The organism is Klebsiella sp. TF21-TM (assembly GCF_019753495.1).
GTDB lineage: Bacteria > Pseudomonadota > Gammaproteobacteria > Enterobacterales > Enterobacteriaceae > Klebsiella > Klebsiella quasipneumoniae.
In genome coordinates, this window is sequence record NZ_JAIJYL010000002.1 from 123,768 (window position 1) to 140,001 (window position 16,234).

Annotated in this window: 16 protein-coding genes and 2 pseudogenes; 6 read left to right on the forward strand and 12 right to left on the reverse strand. The window is 59.7% G+C overall.

The window, feature by feature from the left end:
• Nucleotides 1-56: 56 nt before the first annotated feature.
• Nucleotides 57-194, reverse strand: coding sequence for a hypothetical protein (locus K5R89_RS02470; RefSeq protein WP_181404265.1), 138 nt, complete (start codon nt 192-194; stop codon nt 57-59).
• On the opposite strand from K5R89_RS02470, the gene aldA reads away from it, so the two are divergent.
• On the forward strand, nt 193-1,632 hold the full coding sequence (gene aldA, locus K5R89_RS02475; RefSeq protein WP_023289487.1) for an aldehyde dehydrogenase: 1,440 nt from the start codon (nt 193-195) through the stop codon (nt 1,630-1,632). The genes K5R89_RS02470 and aldA overlap by 2 nt on opposite strands.
• Before the next feature lie 48 nt (nt 1,633-1,680).
• Here aldA and gap read toward each other — a convergent pair whose 3' ends face one another.
• Entirely contained in the window at nt 1,681-2,679 is a 999-nt protein-coding gene (gap, locus tag K5R89_RS02480) for a type I glyceraldehyde-3-phosphate dehydrogenase (RefSeq protein ID WP_016160929.1), read from the reverse strand.
• 282 nt (nt 2,680-2,961) lie between these two features.
• On the opposite strand from gap, the gene K5R89_RS02485 reads away from it, so the two are divergent.
• Complete coding sequence (locus K5R89_RS02485; RefSeq protein WP_002903230.1) at nt 2,962-3,120, forward strand: YqaE/Pmp3 family membrane protein; 159 nt, start codon at nt 2,962-2,964, stop codon at nt 3,118-3,120.
• Between the two features lie 39 nt (nt 3,121-3,159).
• Here the strand turns inward: K5R89_RS02485 and K5R89_RS02490 are convergent, their stop codons facing one another.
• The 4 genes from K5R89_RS02490 to K5R89_RS02505 form a co-directional block, all read right to left on the reverse strand.
• On the reverse strand, nt 3,160-3,552 hold the full coding sequence (locus K5R89_RS02490; RefSeq protein WP_023289488.1) for a DUF1398 domain-containing protein: 393 nt from the start codon (nt 3,550-3,552) through the stop codon (nt 3,160-3,162).
• 252 nt (nt 3,553-3,804) lie between these two features.
• Complete coding sequence (gene yedF / locus K5R89_RS02495) at nt 3,805-4,038, reverse strand: sulfurtransferase-like selenium metabolism protein YedF (RefSeq protein ID WP_004204092.1); 234 nt, start codon at nt 4,036-4,038, stop codon at nt 3,805-3,807.
• The gene (gene yedE, locus K5R89_RS02500) at nt 4,035-5,246 is read right to left on the reverse strand and encodes a selenium metabolism membrane protein YedE/FdhT (RefSeq protein ID WP_048294706.1); all 1,212 of its coding nucleotides are present in this window, start codon (nt 5,244-5,246) and stop codon (nt 4,035-4,037) included. The genes yedF and yedE overlap by 4 nt, the downstream gene beginning before the upstream one ends.
• A 103-nt stretch (nt 5,247-5,349) precedes the next feature.
• On the reverse strand, nt 5,350-5,703 hold the full coding sequence (locus K5R89_RS02505; RefSeq protein ID WP_112201607.1) for a DUF1304 domain-containing protein: 354 nt from the start codon (nt 5,701-5,703) through the stop codon (nt 5,350-5,352).
• A 239-nt stretch (nt 5,704-5,942) separates the two neighbouring features.
• Here K5R89_RS02505 and K5R89_RS02510 point away from each other — a divergent pair, with 239 nt between their 5' ends.
• Nucleotides 5,943-6,422, forward strand: a complete 480-nt coding sequence (locus K5R89_RS02510) for a hypothetical protein (RefSeq protein WP_162823501.1) — start codon at nt 5,943-5,945, stop codon at nt 6,420-6,422.
• Nucleotides 6,423-6,491: 69 nt separating this feature from the next.
• Here the strand turns inward: K5R89_RS02510 and ydfZ are convergent, their stop codons facing one another.
• Together ydfZ and K5R89_RS02520 are read right to left on the reverse strand one after the other, a co-directional pair.
• On the reverse strand, nt 6,492-6,695 hold the full coding sequence (gene ydfZ / locus K5R89_RS02515; RefSeq protein ID WP_004151566.1) for a putative selenium delivery protein YdfZ: 204 nt from the start codon (nt 6,693-6,695) through the stop codon (nt 6,492-6,494).
• A gap of 244 nt (nt 6,696-6,939) precedes the next feature.
• Nucleotides 6,940-7,104 (reverse strand): annotated as a pseudogene (locus K5R89_RS02520) (transcriptional regulator); the annotation flags it as partial.
• On the opposite strand from K5R89_RS02520, the pseudogene K5R89_RS02525 reads away from it, so the two are divergent.
• Nucleotides 7,102-7,341 (forward strand): annotated as a pseudogene (locus tag K5R89_RS02525) (substrate-binding domain-containing protein); the annotation flags it as partial. The pseudogenes K5R89_RS02520 and K5R89_RS02525 sit on opposite strands and share 3 nt — an antisense overlap.
• Before the next feature lie 39 nt (nt 7,342-7,380).
• Here the strand turns inward: K5R89_RS02525 and K5R89_RS02530 are convergent.
• Nucleotides 7,381-8,940, reverse strand: a complete 1,560-nt coding sequence (locus K5R89_RS02530) for a YdgA family protein (RefSeq protein ID WP_217219762.1) — start codon at nt 8,938-8,940, stop codon at nt 7,381-7,383.
• Nucleotides 8,941-9,026: 86 nt separating this feature from the next.
• On the reverse strand, nt 9,027-10,205 hold the full coding sequence (gene manA, locus K5R89_RS02535) for a mannose-6-phosphate isomerase (protein WP_023289494.1): 1,179 nt from the start codon (nt 10,203-10,205) through the stop codon (nt 9,027-9,029).
• 201 nt (nt 10,206-10,406) lie between these two features.
• On the opposite strand from manA, the gene fumA reads away from it, so the two are divergent.
• Together fumA and fumC are read left to right on the forward strand one after the other, a co-directional pair.
• Entirely contained in the window at nt 10,407-12,053 is a 1,647-nt protein-coding gene (gene fumA / locus K5R89_RS02540) for a class I fumarate hydratase FumA (RefSeq protein ID WP_217259178.1), read from the forward strand.
• A 337-nt stretch (nt 12,054-12,390) separates the two neighbouring features.
• Nucleotides 12,391-13,791, forward strand: coding sequence for a class II fumarate hydratase (fumC, locus tag K5R89_RS02545; RefSeq protein WP_032452692.1), 1,401 nt, complete (start codon nt 12,391-12,393; stop codon nt 13,789-13,791).
• Here fumC and tus read toward each other — a convergent pair.
• On the reverse strand, nt 13,781-14,713 hold the full coding sequence (gene tus, locus K5R89_RS02550) for a DNA replication terminus site-binding protein (protein ID WP_065812462.1): 933 nt from the start codon (nt 14,711-14,713) through the stop codon (nt 13,781-13,783). The genes fumC and tus overlap by 11 nt on opposite strands.
• 75 nt (nt 14,714-14,788) lie before the next feature.
• Complete coding sequence (gene rstB, locus K5R89_RS02555; protein WP_072421730.1) at nt 14,789-16,090, reverse strand: two-component system sensor histidine kinase RstB; 1,302 nt, start codon at nt 16,088-16,090, stop codon at nt 14,789-14,791.
• Between the last annotated feature and the right edge of the window lie 144 nt (nt 16,091-16,234).

Sequence of the window (16,234 nt, forward strand, 5' to 3'; positions counted from 1 at the left end):
GCCCGTTTGCGGCAGATTTATCGCAAACGGGCAATTTGTGTTATTGAAATGTAACCTCAACCGGGCATTTTAGGCCCGGTTTTATGAATCAGCTCACAGAAATGCGCCAACGTGCTGCAAATCCACGGCTTATCCGCCCGATATTTAACAAAAAAATCACCTGTTAAATACAAATGCACCACAGGAGCAGCCATGACAGCACCCGTTCAACACCCAATGTATATTGATGGCCAGTTCGTTACCGGTCGCGGCGACGGCTGGATCGACGTGCTTAACCCGGCGACTGAAGCGCTGCTGTCGCGGATCCCGGACGGGACCGCGGAAGAGGCGCGACTGGCGATTGACGCCGCAGAGCGCGCCCAGCCGGCCTGGGAGGCGCTGCCGGCCATTGAGCGCGCGGGCTGGCTGCGCAAAATTGCCGCTGGCATTCGTCAGCGTGCCGACGACATCGCCGGGCTGATCGTCGCTGAAGGGGGCAAGATCCAGCAGCTGGCGGCGGTGGAGGTTGCGTTTACCGCCGACTATCTCGACTACATGGCCGAATGGGCGCGGCGGTATGAAGGGGAGATCGTGCAGAGCGACCGTCCCGGGGAGAATATTCTCGTCTTCAAACGCGCGCTGGGGGTGACCACCGGGATCCTGCCGTGGAACTTCCCGTTCTTTCTTATCGCCCGCAAGCTGGCGCCGGCGCTGATCACCGGCAACACTATCGTCATTAAGCCCAGCGAATTCACGCCCAACAACGCCATCGCTTTCGCCGAGATCGTCCACCAGGTTGGGCTGCCGAAAGGGGTCTTTAACCTGGTGCTCGGCCGTGGGGAAACCGTCGGCCAGGAGCTGGCCGGCAATCCGAAGGTGGCGATGGTCAGCATGACGGGCAGCGTAGCGGCGGGGGAGAAAATCATGGCCGCCGCGGCAAAAAATATCACCAAAGTGTGCCTCGAGCTCGGCGGCAAAGCGCCGGCCATCGTCATGGACGATGCGGATCTGGAGCTGGCGGTGAAGGCGGTGGTGGACTCGCGGGTGATCAACACCGGGCAGGTGTGCAACTGCGTCGAGCGGGTCTATGTTCAGCAGGGGATTTACGATCGCTTCGTCAACCGCCTCGGCGAGGCGATGAAGGCTGTGCAGTTTGGCGACCCGGCGGCGCGGGATGACATCGCCATGGGGCCGCTGATTAACGCCGCCGCGCGGGATCAGGTGGCGCGCAAAGTGGCAAAGGCGGTGGCGCAGGGGGCGCGGGTCGCGCTGGGCGGTCAGCCGCAGGAGGGGAAAGGCTATTTTTATCCGCCGACCCTGCTGCTGGATGTGCGTCAGGAGATGGATATTATCCATGAGGAAACCTTCGGGCCGGTGCTGCCGGTGGTGGCGTTTTCGACGCTCGATGAAGCGCTGGCGATGGCCAATGACAGCGATTATGGCCTGACCTCTTCGATCTACACCCGCGATCTTAATGTGGCGATGAAGGCGATTAAGGGGCTGAAATTCGGCGAAACCTATATCAACCGCGAGAACTTTGAGGCGATGCAGGGATTCCACGCCGGCTGGCGTAAATCGGGGATCGGCGGCGCAGATGGCCGCCATGGCCTGAATGAGTACCTGCAGACTCAGGTGGTCTATCTGCAGGCCTGAGGCGCTCAATGCAGAATCGGCGGGCAGCGCAGGCTGTCCGCCGTTCACTTAGCGGGCAAATTTCTCCAGCACGCGGATCAGCTGGGTGACAAAGCCGTATTCGTTATCGTACCAGGCGACGGTTTTCACCAGCTGTACGCCGCCGGCCTCCACAATCTCCAGCTGGGTGGCATCGTAGATTGAACCGAAATGGCTGCCGATGATATCGGAAGAGACAATCTCTTCTTCGGTGTAGCCAAAGGATTCATTGCCCTCTGCTGCCTGCTTCATCGCCTGATTGACCTCATCCGCAGTCACCTTTTTCTCCAGCACCGACACCAGCTCCGTCACTGAGCCGGTTTTGGTCGGTACGCGCTGGGCATGGCCTTTCAGCTTCCCGCTCAGGGCGGGGATCACCAGGCCGATAGCCTTGGCCGCGCCGGTAGTGTGCGGGATGACGTTTTCCGCCGCCGCCCTGGAGGCGCGCAGATCTTTACCGCGCGGCCCGTCCACCAGCGACTGGGTGCCGGTATAGGCGTGGATAGTGGTCATGGTGCCTACGGTGATGCCGAAGGCATCCTGCAGGACTTTGGCCATCGGCGCCAGGCAGTTGGTGGTGCAGGAGGCGACGGAGATGATGGTGTCATCCGGCGTCAGGGTGTCATCGTTGACGTTATAGACGATGGTTTTCATCTCGCCGGCGGGGGCGGAAATCAGCACCTTGCGCGCGCCGGCCTGGAGATGGGCCTGCGATTTCTCTGCCGAGGTGTAGAACCCGGTACACTCCACAATCACTTCCGCGCCCGCCGCCTGCCACGGAATATGCTGCGCCTCTTTTTCGGCATACACGGTGATGGTCTTACCGTTGACGATCAGCGCATCTTCCGTGAAGTCGACGCTCCACGGGAAGGGGCCGTAGTTTGAATCATGCTTTAGCAGGTAGGCCAGTACTTTTGGCGAGGTGAGGTCGTTGATAGCCACCACCTCGAGGCTGCTGTCGACTTCTAATAAACGGCGTAACACCAGACGTCCGATACGACCAAATCCATTAATCCCAAGTTTACTCATGGATATTCTCCGGTTGGTAAAACGACTCGATGTGATAAAACTCCTCCAGGCTTAGTCCTGACTCGCAGCCAGGTCAACTGACAATCTGTGCGGTTCGCTGCCGGGCCCGCAGCATGAGCCAGAAAAGTGGATGTTTTGGCGGGCTTTTTTATCCGTGACGGCAGGGAATAATTTTTGTTACCGGAGATGAGGGGGCCGCCTGCTGGCGAAGCGGTGAAAAGCGTCTATGCTTAACTATTGAATAACTTAGTAAAATGTTGCCGTTAGATGAAGGGAGAGCTTATGGGATTCTGGAGAATCGTTTTTACTATCATTCTGCCGCCGCTGGGGGTACTGCTGGGGAAAGGTTTCGGTTGGGCGTTTATTCTCAACATTATTCTGACCCTGCTGGGCTATATTCCAGGCCTGATCCACGCCTTCTGGGTGCAGACCCGCGATTAAGGGCTGGCCCCTCAGGCCAGGCTTCCCCCTGGGACCCGCTCAGGGGGGAATCAGGCTCTCTTTATACAGCAGCCTGTTTTCCTTCGACCAGTAGTGGCGAGTCTCCTCGTCCAGGTCGACGCTCCACTTAAACACCCCGGCGCTGGCGAGATCCCTGCAGTACTGTTCAAAGTTGATGGCGCCGGCAAAATGGCGGATGACCGCGGCCGAGGTCAGCCGATGGCTGGGGGCGCTGCGCACGCGCAGCAGGCCGCGGGCGCTTTTTATCGTGATCACCTCGTCGTTGGCCATCACAAAATTCATATTGCCGGTAGAGACAAAGTAGATATAACACGAGACCTGATGCCGACGCAGTTCACTGGCGAAGGTGGCAAAATCGGCATCTGAACGCACTTGCTCAAAAAAATGACCCAGCCTGGCCAGCAGTTCCATTTCTATCCTTATTGTGTTGCGGTGCGCGGCTTTGGCCGGTAGCGGCAGAAACCATTCACGAAGTTACTTATTCGTATTTTAATAATATAGGCGCGTTATATTAATGGTTATTGGATAACTGGAACATCGTTTCAAGTGTTACAATGTATTGCAATCGTTTGCCTGCACGGCCCCTCTGGTGGTGAGGAAATGGCTTGACGGGAGACGGGGAAACCCATGCCGGCGATGAAGGTCGCCGGCGGGGAAACGGGGTTACTTCTGGATCAGATAGCGAATGGTCGGGCCATCCTGCTGAATATCCAGCACCGTATAGCCATGGTTCCTGGCATCAAGCGGAATGTTATTGATCGACTGCGGACAGTCGCTAATCACTTCGAGGATCTCGCCTTTTTGCAGGGAGGGCATCGCCTCCAGGGTGGCGACCGCCGGATAGGGGCAGGGCTCGCCGACCATGTCCAGGCGATAATCAGGGATGATGTTCTTCATGCGCTCTCCTTCACGGTCCGGACCGCTGCCGACTGGCGGCGGAAAAAATGTCTCTCCCAGGCGATCACCAGCAGCAGGGCGATCAGCAGCAGCAGATAGGTCGCCAGCAGTCCGCCGAAGGGACCAAAAGCGTTCAGCAGGTTGACCTTTTGCCAGTGGGTGGCGAGCGGGGCAGCGATATCGTCCCAGCACCAGGCGAGCAGCGTGGAGCCGATAACGTTGCCCAGCCCCACCCACCAGTAGTGAACCTGGCCTTCCACCGCCCGGTACATCCAGCCGGTTTCACAGCCGCCGGCCAGCACGATGCCAAAGCCAAACAGCAACCCGCCAATCGCCGCGTTGGGACCGGCCCACATGATTTTCGGCGCCATCCCCAGTTGCACATAGCTGAAGATGCCGATGGCGCTCGCCGCCATGCCGAAGATTATCGCCTTCGCCATCACCGTCCGGCCGGTGATCCACATATCGCGAAAGGCGGAGGTGAAGCAGATCTGCGCGCGCTCGATAAGCAGACCGAAGCCGATGCCGAACAGCATCGCCAGGCCGAGCGCAGGGTGGTCTGCGGCGGTGAGCAGGCCCCAGCCGATCATGGCGAAAAAGATCACCATGCCCAGGCGGAAACGGCGGCGCGCCTGCTGCGGTTTTTGGGTTAACGGCGAAGCAGCGGATACCTTTTGCATTTTTACCGGTATGCGAAAAAGAGGCAGCAGGGTGAAGCGAGCGCCAAACCAGGAGCCGATGGCGGTGGCGATGGCAAACAGCCAGGCGTGCAGGGAGAACTGCGGAATGCCGGTGAAAAAGGCCGCCAGATTGCAGCCCATCGCCAGCCGCGCGCCGAACCCGGCGATGATACCCCCGGCTACGGCCTGCACAATGCGGATCCGGCTGCGTGGCAAGCGCAATTTGACGTTATTGGCCCACAGCGCCGCCGCCAGGCAGCCGCCGAACATGCCGATGATCATCCTGCCGTCGATGCGGGTAAGCGGCGTCCCGTCGAGATGGATCAGCTGATAATAGCCCCACTGTTCGCTGTGGACCCCCAGCAGCTGCAGCAGCTGGCCACCCCAGCGGGTAAATTCGCCGGTCACCGCCCAGAAGGTGCCGGTGATGCCAAAATAGTAGGTTGAGAGAATGCCCGCGGCGATGACCGCCGGGACGGGGGACCAGAACCGGATAAGCCAGGCCTGTTTGAAGGATTGCCATGTCATAAAAATGCCTCTGAACTCAGAAGGTATTAAAGGTCGATGACCGACCGAAGGGGGCACATAGTATCCGCCTTACCGCCAGCTTTCTCTGTTTTAGATCAAGGCCCTACCCCTGCGTCAGCACCGCCAGCAGCGCCAGCAGCGCGGGCAGCGCCTGAATATAGAGAATTTTGCGGCTGGCGGTCAGCGCGCCGAATACCCCGGCGGCCAGCACGCAGGCGAGGAAAAAGATCACCACCGGCTCGCCGGACTCCCCCAGCCACAGCCCCCACGCCAGGCCGGCGGCCAGGAAACCGTTATACAACCCCTGGTTGGCCGCCAGCACCCGGGTTTCCCGGGCGAAATCGGCGCTGAGGTTAAAGGCCCGGCGCCCGGCGGGCGCTTCCCAGAAAAACATCTCCAGCACCAGGATGGCGAGATGAATAATAGCGACCAGCGCAACGAGGAGAGTGGCTAACACAGCAGTCCTTAATCGATGAGATGAATGTGTCTGCAGTATAGCCGCTGGCGCTCACCAGGCGAGAGGGCGACTGCTATAGTGCATATAGCGTCATGTTTGCCTGCCGCGACGAGCGCCGGTTTATCTGATTGCCCTTTGGTTTAGCTTAGCGGTGATAGTATGCCGGGTTCTTTTTTTACGGGTGTGGCGTAGGTTACTGAATGTTGAATAAATTATGGGTTGTGTTATCCGGGCTGCTGTTGGTTGCCATGCCGTCGGCGCAGGCCGGGGAATTAAATCTCTATTCGATGAATACCGGCTCCTATGTTTATCACATGACCGGCAACCACGGACAATATAACGAGCATTTCAACAACAACTTTTTCTCGGTGGAGCGCAAGTTTTCAGCGGATTCAAAATACAGCGCGCTGGTCGGCACCATGAAAAACAGCTTCGACGATCGCTGTCTGACCCTCGGCGTGCGCCGCGACTGGCTGAAAAACGACACCGGCTGGCTGCTGAAAGGGGTGTATGCCTATACCGGAGAATTTTTCTTTGACGCTTTCAGCCACTGCGGTGACTCAGGCACCTACCGCACCGCCAAAAAAATCACCGGCGTCGGTTTTTCGCCCTATATCTATCATGGTCTGCAGTATAACTTTACCGATTATTTCGGCGTCGAGGGCGGGATTATTCTCCCGGCGATCTTTGTGATGAGTATTCAGTGGAGCTTTCGCTAAGCGCCTGTAACAGGCCGGTAAAGAGAGGCCACCCTGGGTGGCCTGCTCATGTTGCCCTGGCAGCAGGGATTAATGGAAACCGAGACGGATCAGATCTAACGGACAGAAGCGGCCCTCGCAGCCGTCGATTTCCACGCAGTCCGCCCGACGCAGCTGCTCGGCGGTTTTCCCCTCGCCATGGATCGCTTTAATCACGCCCGTCGTACCGTTACCGGCGATCATGACCATACTGCCGGTGGCAATAGCGTTACGATTACGGTCATAGGTTTTCATGCTCTCCTCCTCAATAAACCAGTGTAAGCAATGATTAAGCGGCCAAATTAATACTGCTTCCTGCCTAAAAAAGTTTTGAGGAATATCAAAATTATTTTAATAATGCCGACATCAGCCGGGCGCGAGAGTCATTCATGGCCGCTACAGGGTTTGCCTGCGCCAGGGGAAAAGCCTCGATCATCCTGCCAGCCATCTGGCAGGCAGGATAGGGTTTGACAACCAGATAATTCACTTTGCCGGCGCATCAGATAAGGCTGCGCAGGGCGGCTATCAGCCCTGCGACACCGCGCTCCAGCTTCTCGCGTGGACAGCCGACATTGAGGCGCAGAAAGCCATTGCCTTCGGGACCATAGGTATATCCCGGCATAATCGCCACCTTCTGCCCGGCGATCAGCGCTTGCTGCAGCGCGCCGGAAGGCAGAGCGGGGAAGATGGCGTCGACAGCTACTTCGAGCAGCGGGTGGCGCTGGTGGCGTTCGCCGATGTGCCTGAGGCCGCGCTTGACGACCTGCCGCTCACCTGGGTCACCACCCCGGCGCGCGAGATGGGAAAAACGCTGGCGGAGTCGATGCTGCGGCGGCTGGAGGAGGGCGCGGGCGAGACGCGAAATCAGATCATGCCCCCGCGGCTGGTGACGAGAAAATGACGGAGACGGCGCGCGGTGGCCGTCTCCTGAGCCGATAAGTTACGGCTGCGGGGCGGCGTCGTCCTGCTGAGGCGCGGCGTCATCCTGCTGCGGCTGGCCCTCCTGCGGCGCGCTGTCCGGTAACGAAGGCGCTTCGAGACCAAACATCGCGGCAAAATCCGCCAGCGGCATTTTCTGGCCGTTCAGCGTCACCTGGCCGTTCGCGTACTGCAGGCTGCTGCTGATGGCGTTATCTTCCATGGTGGTGATGCGGAACATCTGGCCCATCGCCGCCAGGCCTTTGACCTGCTGATCGGCGAGTTTGGCGGCGTCGGCTGGCTGGTAGCCTTCCAGACCGGCGATCTTAGTCATAAACTCCGTCGCCATATCCACCGGGATCACCACTTTGCCGTCAAGGGACTGCACCACGCGATCCAGGCTGTCCGCCAGGGTCTGCGGCGGGGCGGTCACCTGGGCCGGATCTTTCAGCAGCACCGAGAGGTTGAGGCTGCTTTCGCCTTTGGCATTGCGCCAGCTCAGCGGTGAGATAGTCACCGACGGATTGCCCTTAAGCAGGATCGGCAGCGCATTAAACAGGGTTTCGGTAAGCGCCTGCTGGTACAGCTCCGGGTTCTGCGCCAGCTCTGGTTTCGCCAGCAGCGCCTGAGACTGCGCGCTGTACTGCTGGCTGAACTGGTGCCACGCCTGACCGTCGACGTTATCCACTTTCAGCGTCAGTTTGCCGCTACCCATATCCTGACCCTGCAGCTTCAGGCTGTTGACGGTGTAGTTCACCTGGCTGTTCACGCCTTTGCCGTCCTTGGTCAGCGTGGAGCCGCCGTCCAGCGCCATGCCTTCAACCAGCGCCAGCTCTTTGCCTTCGACGCTGATGGCCAGTTTATCGAGGGTCATTTTTTGCTGGCCGATACGCTCGTTGAAGCTGGCCAGCTCGGTGGCGCCGTCGGTGGTCAGGTTGACGAAGCGCAGCTGCACCTTCTGGTTATATTCGTTGAGAGCATCGATCTGGCCGCTGCCGGCCTGGCCCTTCAGGCTGATGTTTTTGCCGTCGCGGTCGGCGTCGAGCTGGAACTCGCCGCCGCTGAAGGTGACTTTCTCATCCCCTTTGGCGTAGTCGAGGGCATTGAGGACGATCGCCGACTGGCTGTCGCCGCTGTAGGCGATGCGCGTATCGACGGTAAAGGGGGTATTGCCTTTGGCTATTTCGAACAGCGCCTGGCTGGCGTCGTTTTTCACCAGCGTAGTGTGGACCGAGGCCATCGCCGGGGCCAGATTAAAGGTTTTTAACGAGGCCAGCGGGAAGGGGCCGTGATCGACCACTTCGTCAAGCACCACGCTCTGCCCGGCGGCCAGCCAGCCGTTAGCCTGACCGGCGATCGGCTTCACCACCAGCTGCAGATGGCTGCTGAACAGCCCGCGCTGGTAGTCCTGATAGCTCAGCTCCAGACCTGACTCCGGCGCGCTGCTGCGTAACTGCGCGTTAGCCTGCTGCACCATATCGGCAATCCGGCCTTCCAGCTGTTTGCCGGTGTACCAGGCGCCGCCTGTCCATACCACGCCCAGCGCCACGATGATTCCTGCTGCGACCAGCGATTTTTTCATAGCATTTGTCCATAAATGAAGCCAGGCGGAGAGACCGCCTGGCTGAGTTGTCATAATCAGTAAGCGCGACCTGAAAGGTCTGTCGTTTACTGGAGCTTATTGAACACGCGCGCCACGCGGCCATGGCCGCTGACCTGCACCGGCGATTCATTGGCGGCCACAAAGGCCGATTCGCCCGGCTTGAGGGTCAGGCTCTGGTCGCCTTTGCGCAGCAGGGCTTCGCCGTCGACGCAGAAAACGATCGCCGCGCTCGCTTGGGCCAGATCGCTGGCCTCGGCGGAGAGATCGTGCAGCGAGAAGGCAAAATCTTCCACCGGGATCGGGAAGTCCAGCTCCGCGCCGTGCCGCTGCGGCTGGGTCAGCAGCTCACCCGCCGGTTTGGCCTCGAACTTGACGTTGGCCACCAGCTCAGGGATATCAATGTACTTCGGCGTCAGGCCGGCGCGCAGCACGTTATCCGAGTTGGCCATCACCTCCAGCGCCACCCCCTGCAGATACGCGTGCGGCGTTTCGGCAAACAGGAACATCGCTTCGCCCGGATTCAGCTTCACCACGTTCAGTAGCAGCGGGGAGAAAAGGCCGCTGTCGTCGGGATAAAATTCGGCGATCAGGCGGATGGTCTGCCACGGTTCGCCCTGTTCGCGGTCCAGCACCTCGCGCAGCGCCTGCAGCGCCTGCGCTTTTTCCTCGCCCTGCATATTCAGCAGGCTGGCAAACAGCTGGCTCAGGCGAGCCGCGTCCGGCTGCTGCAGGAAGGCGCCGATCGCCGGGTGCGCGTTAGCCACCGGCTGCAGCAGGCTGACAATCTCGCTGAACTCGCGAAACGCGTTCATCGCCAGGAACGGGGTCAGGGCGAAGACCAGCTCCGGCTTGTGGTTCGGATCTTTGTAGTTACGTTCGGCGGCGGAGAGGGGGATGCCGGCGGCGTTCTCGCGAGCGAAACCCTCTTCGGAGGCCTGCTTGTTAGGATGGACCTGAATGGAGAGGGGCTGCGCGGCGCACAGCACTTTAAACAGGAACGGCAATTCACCGAAGCGTTGCGCCACTTTGTCGCCGAGCAGGGCGGCTTTGTCCGCATCAATCACTTCGCGCAGCGAACGCGGCTGGCCGTCTGCCGCCAGGATCTGCGAGCTGCTCTTCGGATGCGCCCCCATCCACAGCTCTGCCATCGGCAGGTTGTCCGGGTTGGCGATGCCATACAGTTCAGTTAAGGCGGTGTGGCTTCCCCATGCATAGTTCTGCACGGCGTTAATCAGCTTTTGCATTCTCAATCCCTGTTTCAATCAAAGTAAAATTTATCGCCCTATTAAACCAGCAAACGCTGGAGAAGCAACTGCTGAAAGAAAAAGTCGTCCCTGTCTCAGTTTTTGTTAAAAATTTGTGTAAAATTGATCGACTCGCTTTTCTACAGGCACATGGAGTCCCTGCCTGAAACATAATCAGCCAAAGCAGTAAGTGAGAGTACAATGTCGAATAAACCGTTTGTTTACCAGGATCCTTTTCCCCTCAAAAAGGATGACACCGAGTATTATCTCCTCAGCAGTGATTACGTCTCCGTCGCCGAATTTGCCGGCCAGGAAGTGCTAAAAGTTGACCCTCAGGCGCTGACCCTTCTGGCGCAACATGCCTTCCACGACGCCTCCTTTATGCTTCGCCCGGCCCATCAGCAGCAGGTAGCGGATATCCTTAACGACCCGGAAGCCAGCGAAAACGACAAATACGTCGCCCTGCAGTTCCTGCGCAACTCCGATATCGCCGCCAAAGGCATTCTGCCTACCTGCCAGGACACCGGCACCGCCATCATCATGGGTAAAAAAGGCCAGCGCGTCTGGACCGGCGGCGGCGACGAAGCCGCGCTGGCGCAGGGGGTATACAACACCTACATCCAGGACAACCTGCGCTATTCGCAGAACGCCCCGCTGGATATGTATAAAGAGGTCAACACCGGCACCAACCTGCCGGCGCAGATCGACCTCTATGCTACCGATGGCGATGAGTACAAATTCCTCTGTATCGCCAAAGGCGGCGGCTCGGCGAACAAAACCTATCTCTACCAGGAAACCAAAGCGCTGATCACCCCGGCGAAGCTGAAAAACTATCTGGTGGAGAAGATGCGTACCCTTGGTACCGCTGCCTGCCCGCCGTACCACATCGCCTTTGTCATCGGCGGTACCTCGGCGGAAGCGACGCTGAAGACCGTCAAGCTGGCGTCCACCAAATACTACGACGGTCTGCCGACCGAAGGTAATGAGCATGGCCAGGCGTTCCGCGACATTCAGCTGGAGCAGGAGCTGCTGGTGGAGGCGCAAAATCTCGGCCTCGGCGCGCAGTTCGGCGGCAAATACTTCGCCCACGATATCCGGGTGATCCGCCTGCCGCGCCACGGCGCCTCCTGTCCGGTAGGGATGGGGGTTTCCTGTTCCGCCGACCGCAACATCAAAGCCAAAATCAACCGCGACGGCATCTGGATCGAGAAGCTGGAGAGCAATCCGGGGAAATATATCCCTGAGCATTTGCGCCAGGCCGGCGAAGGCGAAGCGGTGAAGGTGAACCTTAACCAGCCGATGAGCGAGATCCTGGCGCTGCTGTCGCAGTACCCGGTCTCCACCCGTCTGTCGCTGAGCGGCACCATTATCGTCGCCCGCGACATCGCCCACGCCAAGCTGAAAGAGCTTATCGATAATGGCGAGGAACTGCCGCAGTACGTGAAAGATCACCCGATCTACTACGCCGGCCCGGCCAAGACGCCGGACGGTTACGCCTCCGGCTCCCTCGGCCCGACTACCGCAGGCCGCATGGACTCTTACGTCGATCTGCTGCAGTCCCACGGCGCGAGTAATATCATGCTGGCGAAAGGCAACCGCAGCCAGCAGGTCACCGACGCCTGCCACAAGCACGGCGGTTTCTACCTCGGCAGCATCGGCGGCCCGGCGGCGGTACTGGCTCAGCAGAGCATCCGCAGCCTGGAGTGCGTGGCGTATCCGGAGCTGGGGATGGAGGCGATCTGGAAAATCGAAGTGGAAGACTTCCCGGCGTTTATTCTCGTCGATGATAAAGGCAACGACTTCTTCCAGCAGATCCAGACGTCGCAGTGCGCCCGCTGCGTGAAATAAACCTGGCCGCCCTTCGGGGCGGCTCTGGCCGATGACAAACCTGTTTTCGTTATCGTGCGCGCCTTCTGCCGGGTGACGGCTTTCGCCTTACCCGGCCTACGAAAACAGCACTATCAACCGGTTTTGCCATTCCCTGTCGGCCCGCGCAACCGCAGCGCCGCCGGGCAATCGCTGAAGATGGCACGTTGTCAGCCGTCCGGGCCGCCCTTCGGGGCGGCTTTTTTATGCCGCTTTGCGGCACGAACCACCAAAACAACTTATCAATCTGGCCAATACTTACTCTTTTAAGCAGGTGAGCTTTGTCGCTATGACGCACTTTTCATCCAAGGAGAAAGTAATGACAACGCATCGCAGTGAAAAAGACTCGATGGGCGCCATCGACGTCCCGGCCGATAAACTCTGGGGCGCCCAGACCCAGCGTTCGCTGGAGCATTTCCGCATCTCGACCGAAAAAATGCCCGGGGAACTGATATATGCTCTCGCGCTGACCAAGCGGGCGGCGGCGAAGGTCAATCAGGATCTTGGCCTGCTGACGGCGGAGAAAGCCGGGGCGATCGTCGCCGCCGCTGACGAAGTACTGGCCGGAAAACACCCCCAGGAGTTCCCGCTGGCTATCTGGCAGACCGGTTCCGGCACCCAGAGCAATATGAATATGAACGAGGTGCTGGCTAACCGCGCCAGTGAACTGCTCGGCGGTGAGCGGGGGATGGCGCGAAAAATCCACCCCAATGACGATGTCAATAAAAGCCAGAGCTCGAACGATGTGTTCCCCACCGCCATGCACGTCGCGGCGCTGGTCGCCCTGCGGGAAAAATTGCTCCCGTCGCTGCAGGCGCTGCGGGCCACGCTCAACGAAAAAGCGGTGGCCTTCAGGGATATCGTGAAGATCGGTCGCACCCATTTGCAGGACGCCACGCCGCTCACCTTAGGCCAGGAAATCTCCGGCTGGGTGGCGATGCTGGACCATAGCCTGAAGCATCTTGAAGCCAGCCAGCCGCACCTTGCCGAGCTGGCGCTGGGCGGGACGGCGGTGGGGACCGGGCTGAATACGCATCCGGAATATGCCGTGCGGGTGGCGGCCGAGCTGGCCTCGCTCAGCGGACAGCCGTTTGTCACCGCGCCGAATAAATTCGAAGCGCTGGCCACCGTCGATGCCCTGGTCCATGCCCACGGCGCGCTGAAAGGTCTGGCGGCCTCGCTGATGAAAATCGCTAACGATGTCCGCTGGCTGGCCTCCGGGCCGCGCTGCGGGATTGGCGAAATCGCCATCCCGGAAAACGAGCCTGGGTCATCGATTATGCCCGGTAAGGTCAACCCGACGCAGTGCGAGGCCCTGACCATGGTCTGCTGCCAGGTGATGGGTAACGACGTGGCGGTGAATATCGGCGGCGCCTCGGGTAACTTTGAGCTCAACGTCTATCGGCCGATGGTCATTCACAACTTCCTGCAGTCGGTGCGTCTGCTGGCGGACGGCATGACGAGCTTTAACGAGCACTGTGCGGTGGGCATTGAGCCGAATCGTGAGCGGATCACCCAGCTGCTCAACGAGTCGCTGATGCTGGTGACCGCGCTGAATACCCATATCGGCTATGATAAAGCGGCGGAGATCGCCAAAAAAGCGCACCATGAGGGGCTGACCCTGAAGGCTTCGGCGCTGGCGCTGGGCTACCTGACGGAAGCCGAATTCGATAGCTGGGTGCGCCCGGAACAGATGGTCGGCAGCCTGGCTACTCGCTAGCCAGCCAGAGGTGCAGACGAGGGATCAGTAATCTCAGCGCCTGCGCCTCCGGTTTGTAGCGGTATTGCACGTTGTCGGCATCGTAGTTGAGCAATTCGCCAATATCCGGCACGCTGACCCCCTGGCTACCGGACATCAGGGCGATCAGCGGGCTGGGGCAGGCGTACTGCACCTGTTTCTGCTCGCTGGCATACCAGACGCGGGCAATCGGCTGCACTTTCACCGGCCGTTTGATTTTCAGCCGCGCCCGCTGCGGCAGGGCGGCGATATCCTGATACTCCCTTTCCAGTTTGCTCTGCCACTGCTCGCGGGTCCAGGGCGGCACCGCCCGCGGCGATTGCAGGCTTTTTTCCAGCATCATCAACACCTGGTCGCGGGTCAGATTTTTGATTACGTGCTTATTGGCCCAGCCGAAGCGGATAGTGCTCGGGTCGAGAAGGGGCGTTAGCGTGCGATAGGCGCTGAGGGTAATTAACCCAGGCAGATGGCGATGCACCCACTCAAAGCGGGCGGTGGGGGGCAGGCCAGCGTCGACAGTGACGATTTTCTCGAAGGTGGCCTTCAGGGCGTTAATCTGCTGAATGCGCGCCAGCAGCGCCTGCTGTTCCGCGGCGGTGACCTGGAGACAGATAGCGCCCGGCAGGCGGACGGCGGCTTTGCTGCTGCGGGTTTCCGACTGCTGCTGGATAAACAGATGGCCGTAGTGGCGCAGGGCGAGATCCAGCGCCGCCTCGCCGGTGTGCTGGACGACCGTAATGTTCGCCAGCGGGTCATGCTCGGCATCTTTACTGATCGCCGGCAGCTCAAACACCCGGCCCGCCAGCAGCCGGCAGGTGGCTAACGCCTGGCGCAGCGCCTGCAGCTCCAGCTCGATCTGGCGAAAGGTATCATTCAGACGTTCAACGAGGTCGTAGCTGGCCATCGCCTTCACCTTAGTTACAACATGCTATTCGATTTTTCCAGCATAGCCAGCCCGCGGCCTCTGCGCAAGTTTTATTCAGGCAGGGGTAAAATCGGGCAACTGATGATAGACCGGCCAGCTAAAGCAGAAGCGGGCGCCGCCGAGTGGACTGGCCTCGCAGCGAACGTCGCCCCCCATCGCCTGGGCGATACTGTGGACAATGGCCAGGCCGAGGCCGCAGCCTCCGGTCGCCCGATCGCGGCTGGGGTCAAGACGAACAAAAGGTTCGAACACCCGCTCGCGCTCCTCGGGGGCAATGCCCGGGCCGTCATCGTCGACCTGCAACGACGCGCGGGAACCCTGCAGGGTCAGGCTGACCGCCACCCGCTGACCGCTGTAGCGCAGGGCGTTGTTCACCAGATTATCCAGCACCCGCTCCATCAACCGCATATCCAGCGCGCCATAGTTGCCGCGGGTCAGCGTCGCCAGGCCGACTTCGCGCTGCGGGTTGACCATCTGGATATCCTCGACGTGGTCGCTGATCCAGGCGGGGAAATCGGGGGTGGTCAGGCTGAGCTCCGTCTGCGGGCGGTCGAGACGGGCGTAGGTCAGGAGCTCTTCTATGAGCGCCTCCAGCTGGCCGATATCGCGGTTCAGCGCCTGCGATTCCGCCTCGGTGAGGTTTTCGCTCATCTCCAGACGGTAGCGCAGGCGCACCAGCGGCGTCCTGAGCTCATGGGCGATGCCGTCAATCAGCTGCTTTTTACTGGCAATGAGGGCGTTAATGTTGTCGGCCATCTGGTTGAAGGCCACCCCGAGCCGCTCAAAGCTGGACATGCTGTCAAAATGAATACGCTCACTGAGGTGGCCTTCGCCAAAGCGCTGGGCGGCGGTCTCAATGCGCAGCATGTCCTGCCAGTGCGGACGCATCCAGATAAACACCGGGAAGGCCAGCGAGATAGCGATAAACGCCATCAGCGCTACGTCCAGGAGACGCATTTCATGCAGAAAATAGAGATAGGGCACCGGGCCCACGGATAACACATAGTGGCTGCGGGGGATGCGCTGGATAAAGGTGTACTGGTCGTCGAGCGCGACGATATCCCCGGCGCGCAGGTGCTGCATCGAGCTTTCCGACAATTTGAATTTGCTCATCGGCTCGATGTGCAGGTCGAACGACAGATTTAGGTCCAGTTCTTTCAGCGTTTTGCTCCAGTCGCGAGGCGGAATTTCCCGCAGCTCGCTGCGCATCAGATACAGTGAGCTTTTCATCAGATCGTCAAGCGACTGCCGGCCGGCGCGTTCAGCGGTAAATTTATAGACCAGGCCCACCAGCATGGTCATCACCAGAAAGCAGACGAAGAGCAGAAGGTAGAACTGCACGAACAGCTTTTTCATTACATTACCGCATAGTCAAAAAGAGAAACCTGCCGGCGCCTCGGGACCATCTGCCCGGCGAGGCGGAAACGTCTCGGGTTTACCGGGGCAAGCCGAGGCCCGCGCGGGAGTAACCGATACGCTATCAAAGCAGGGTTTATGCCC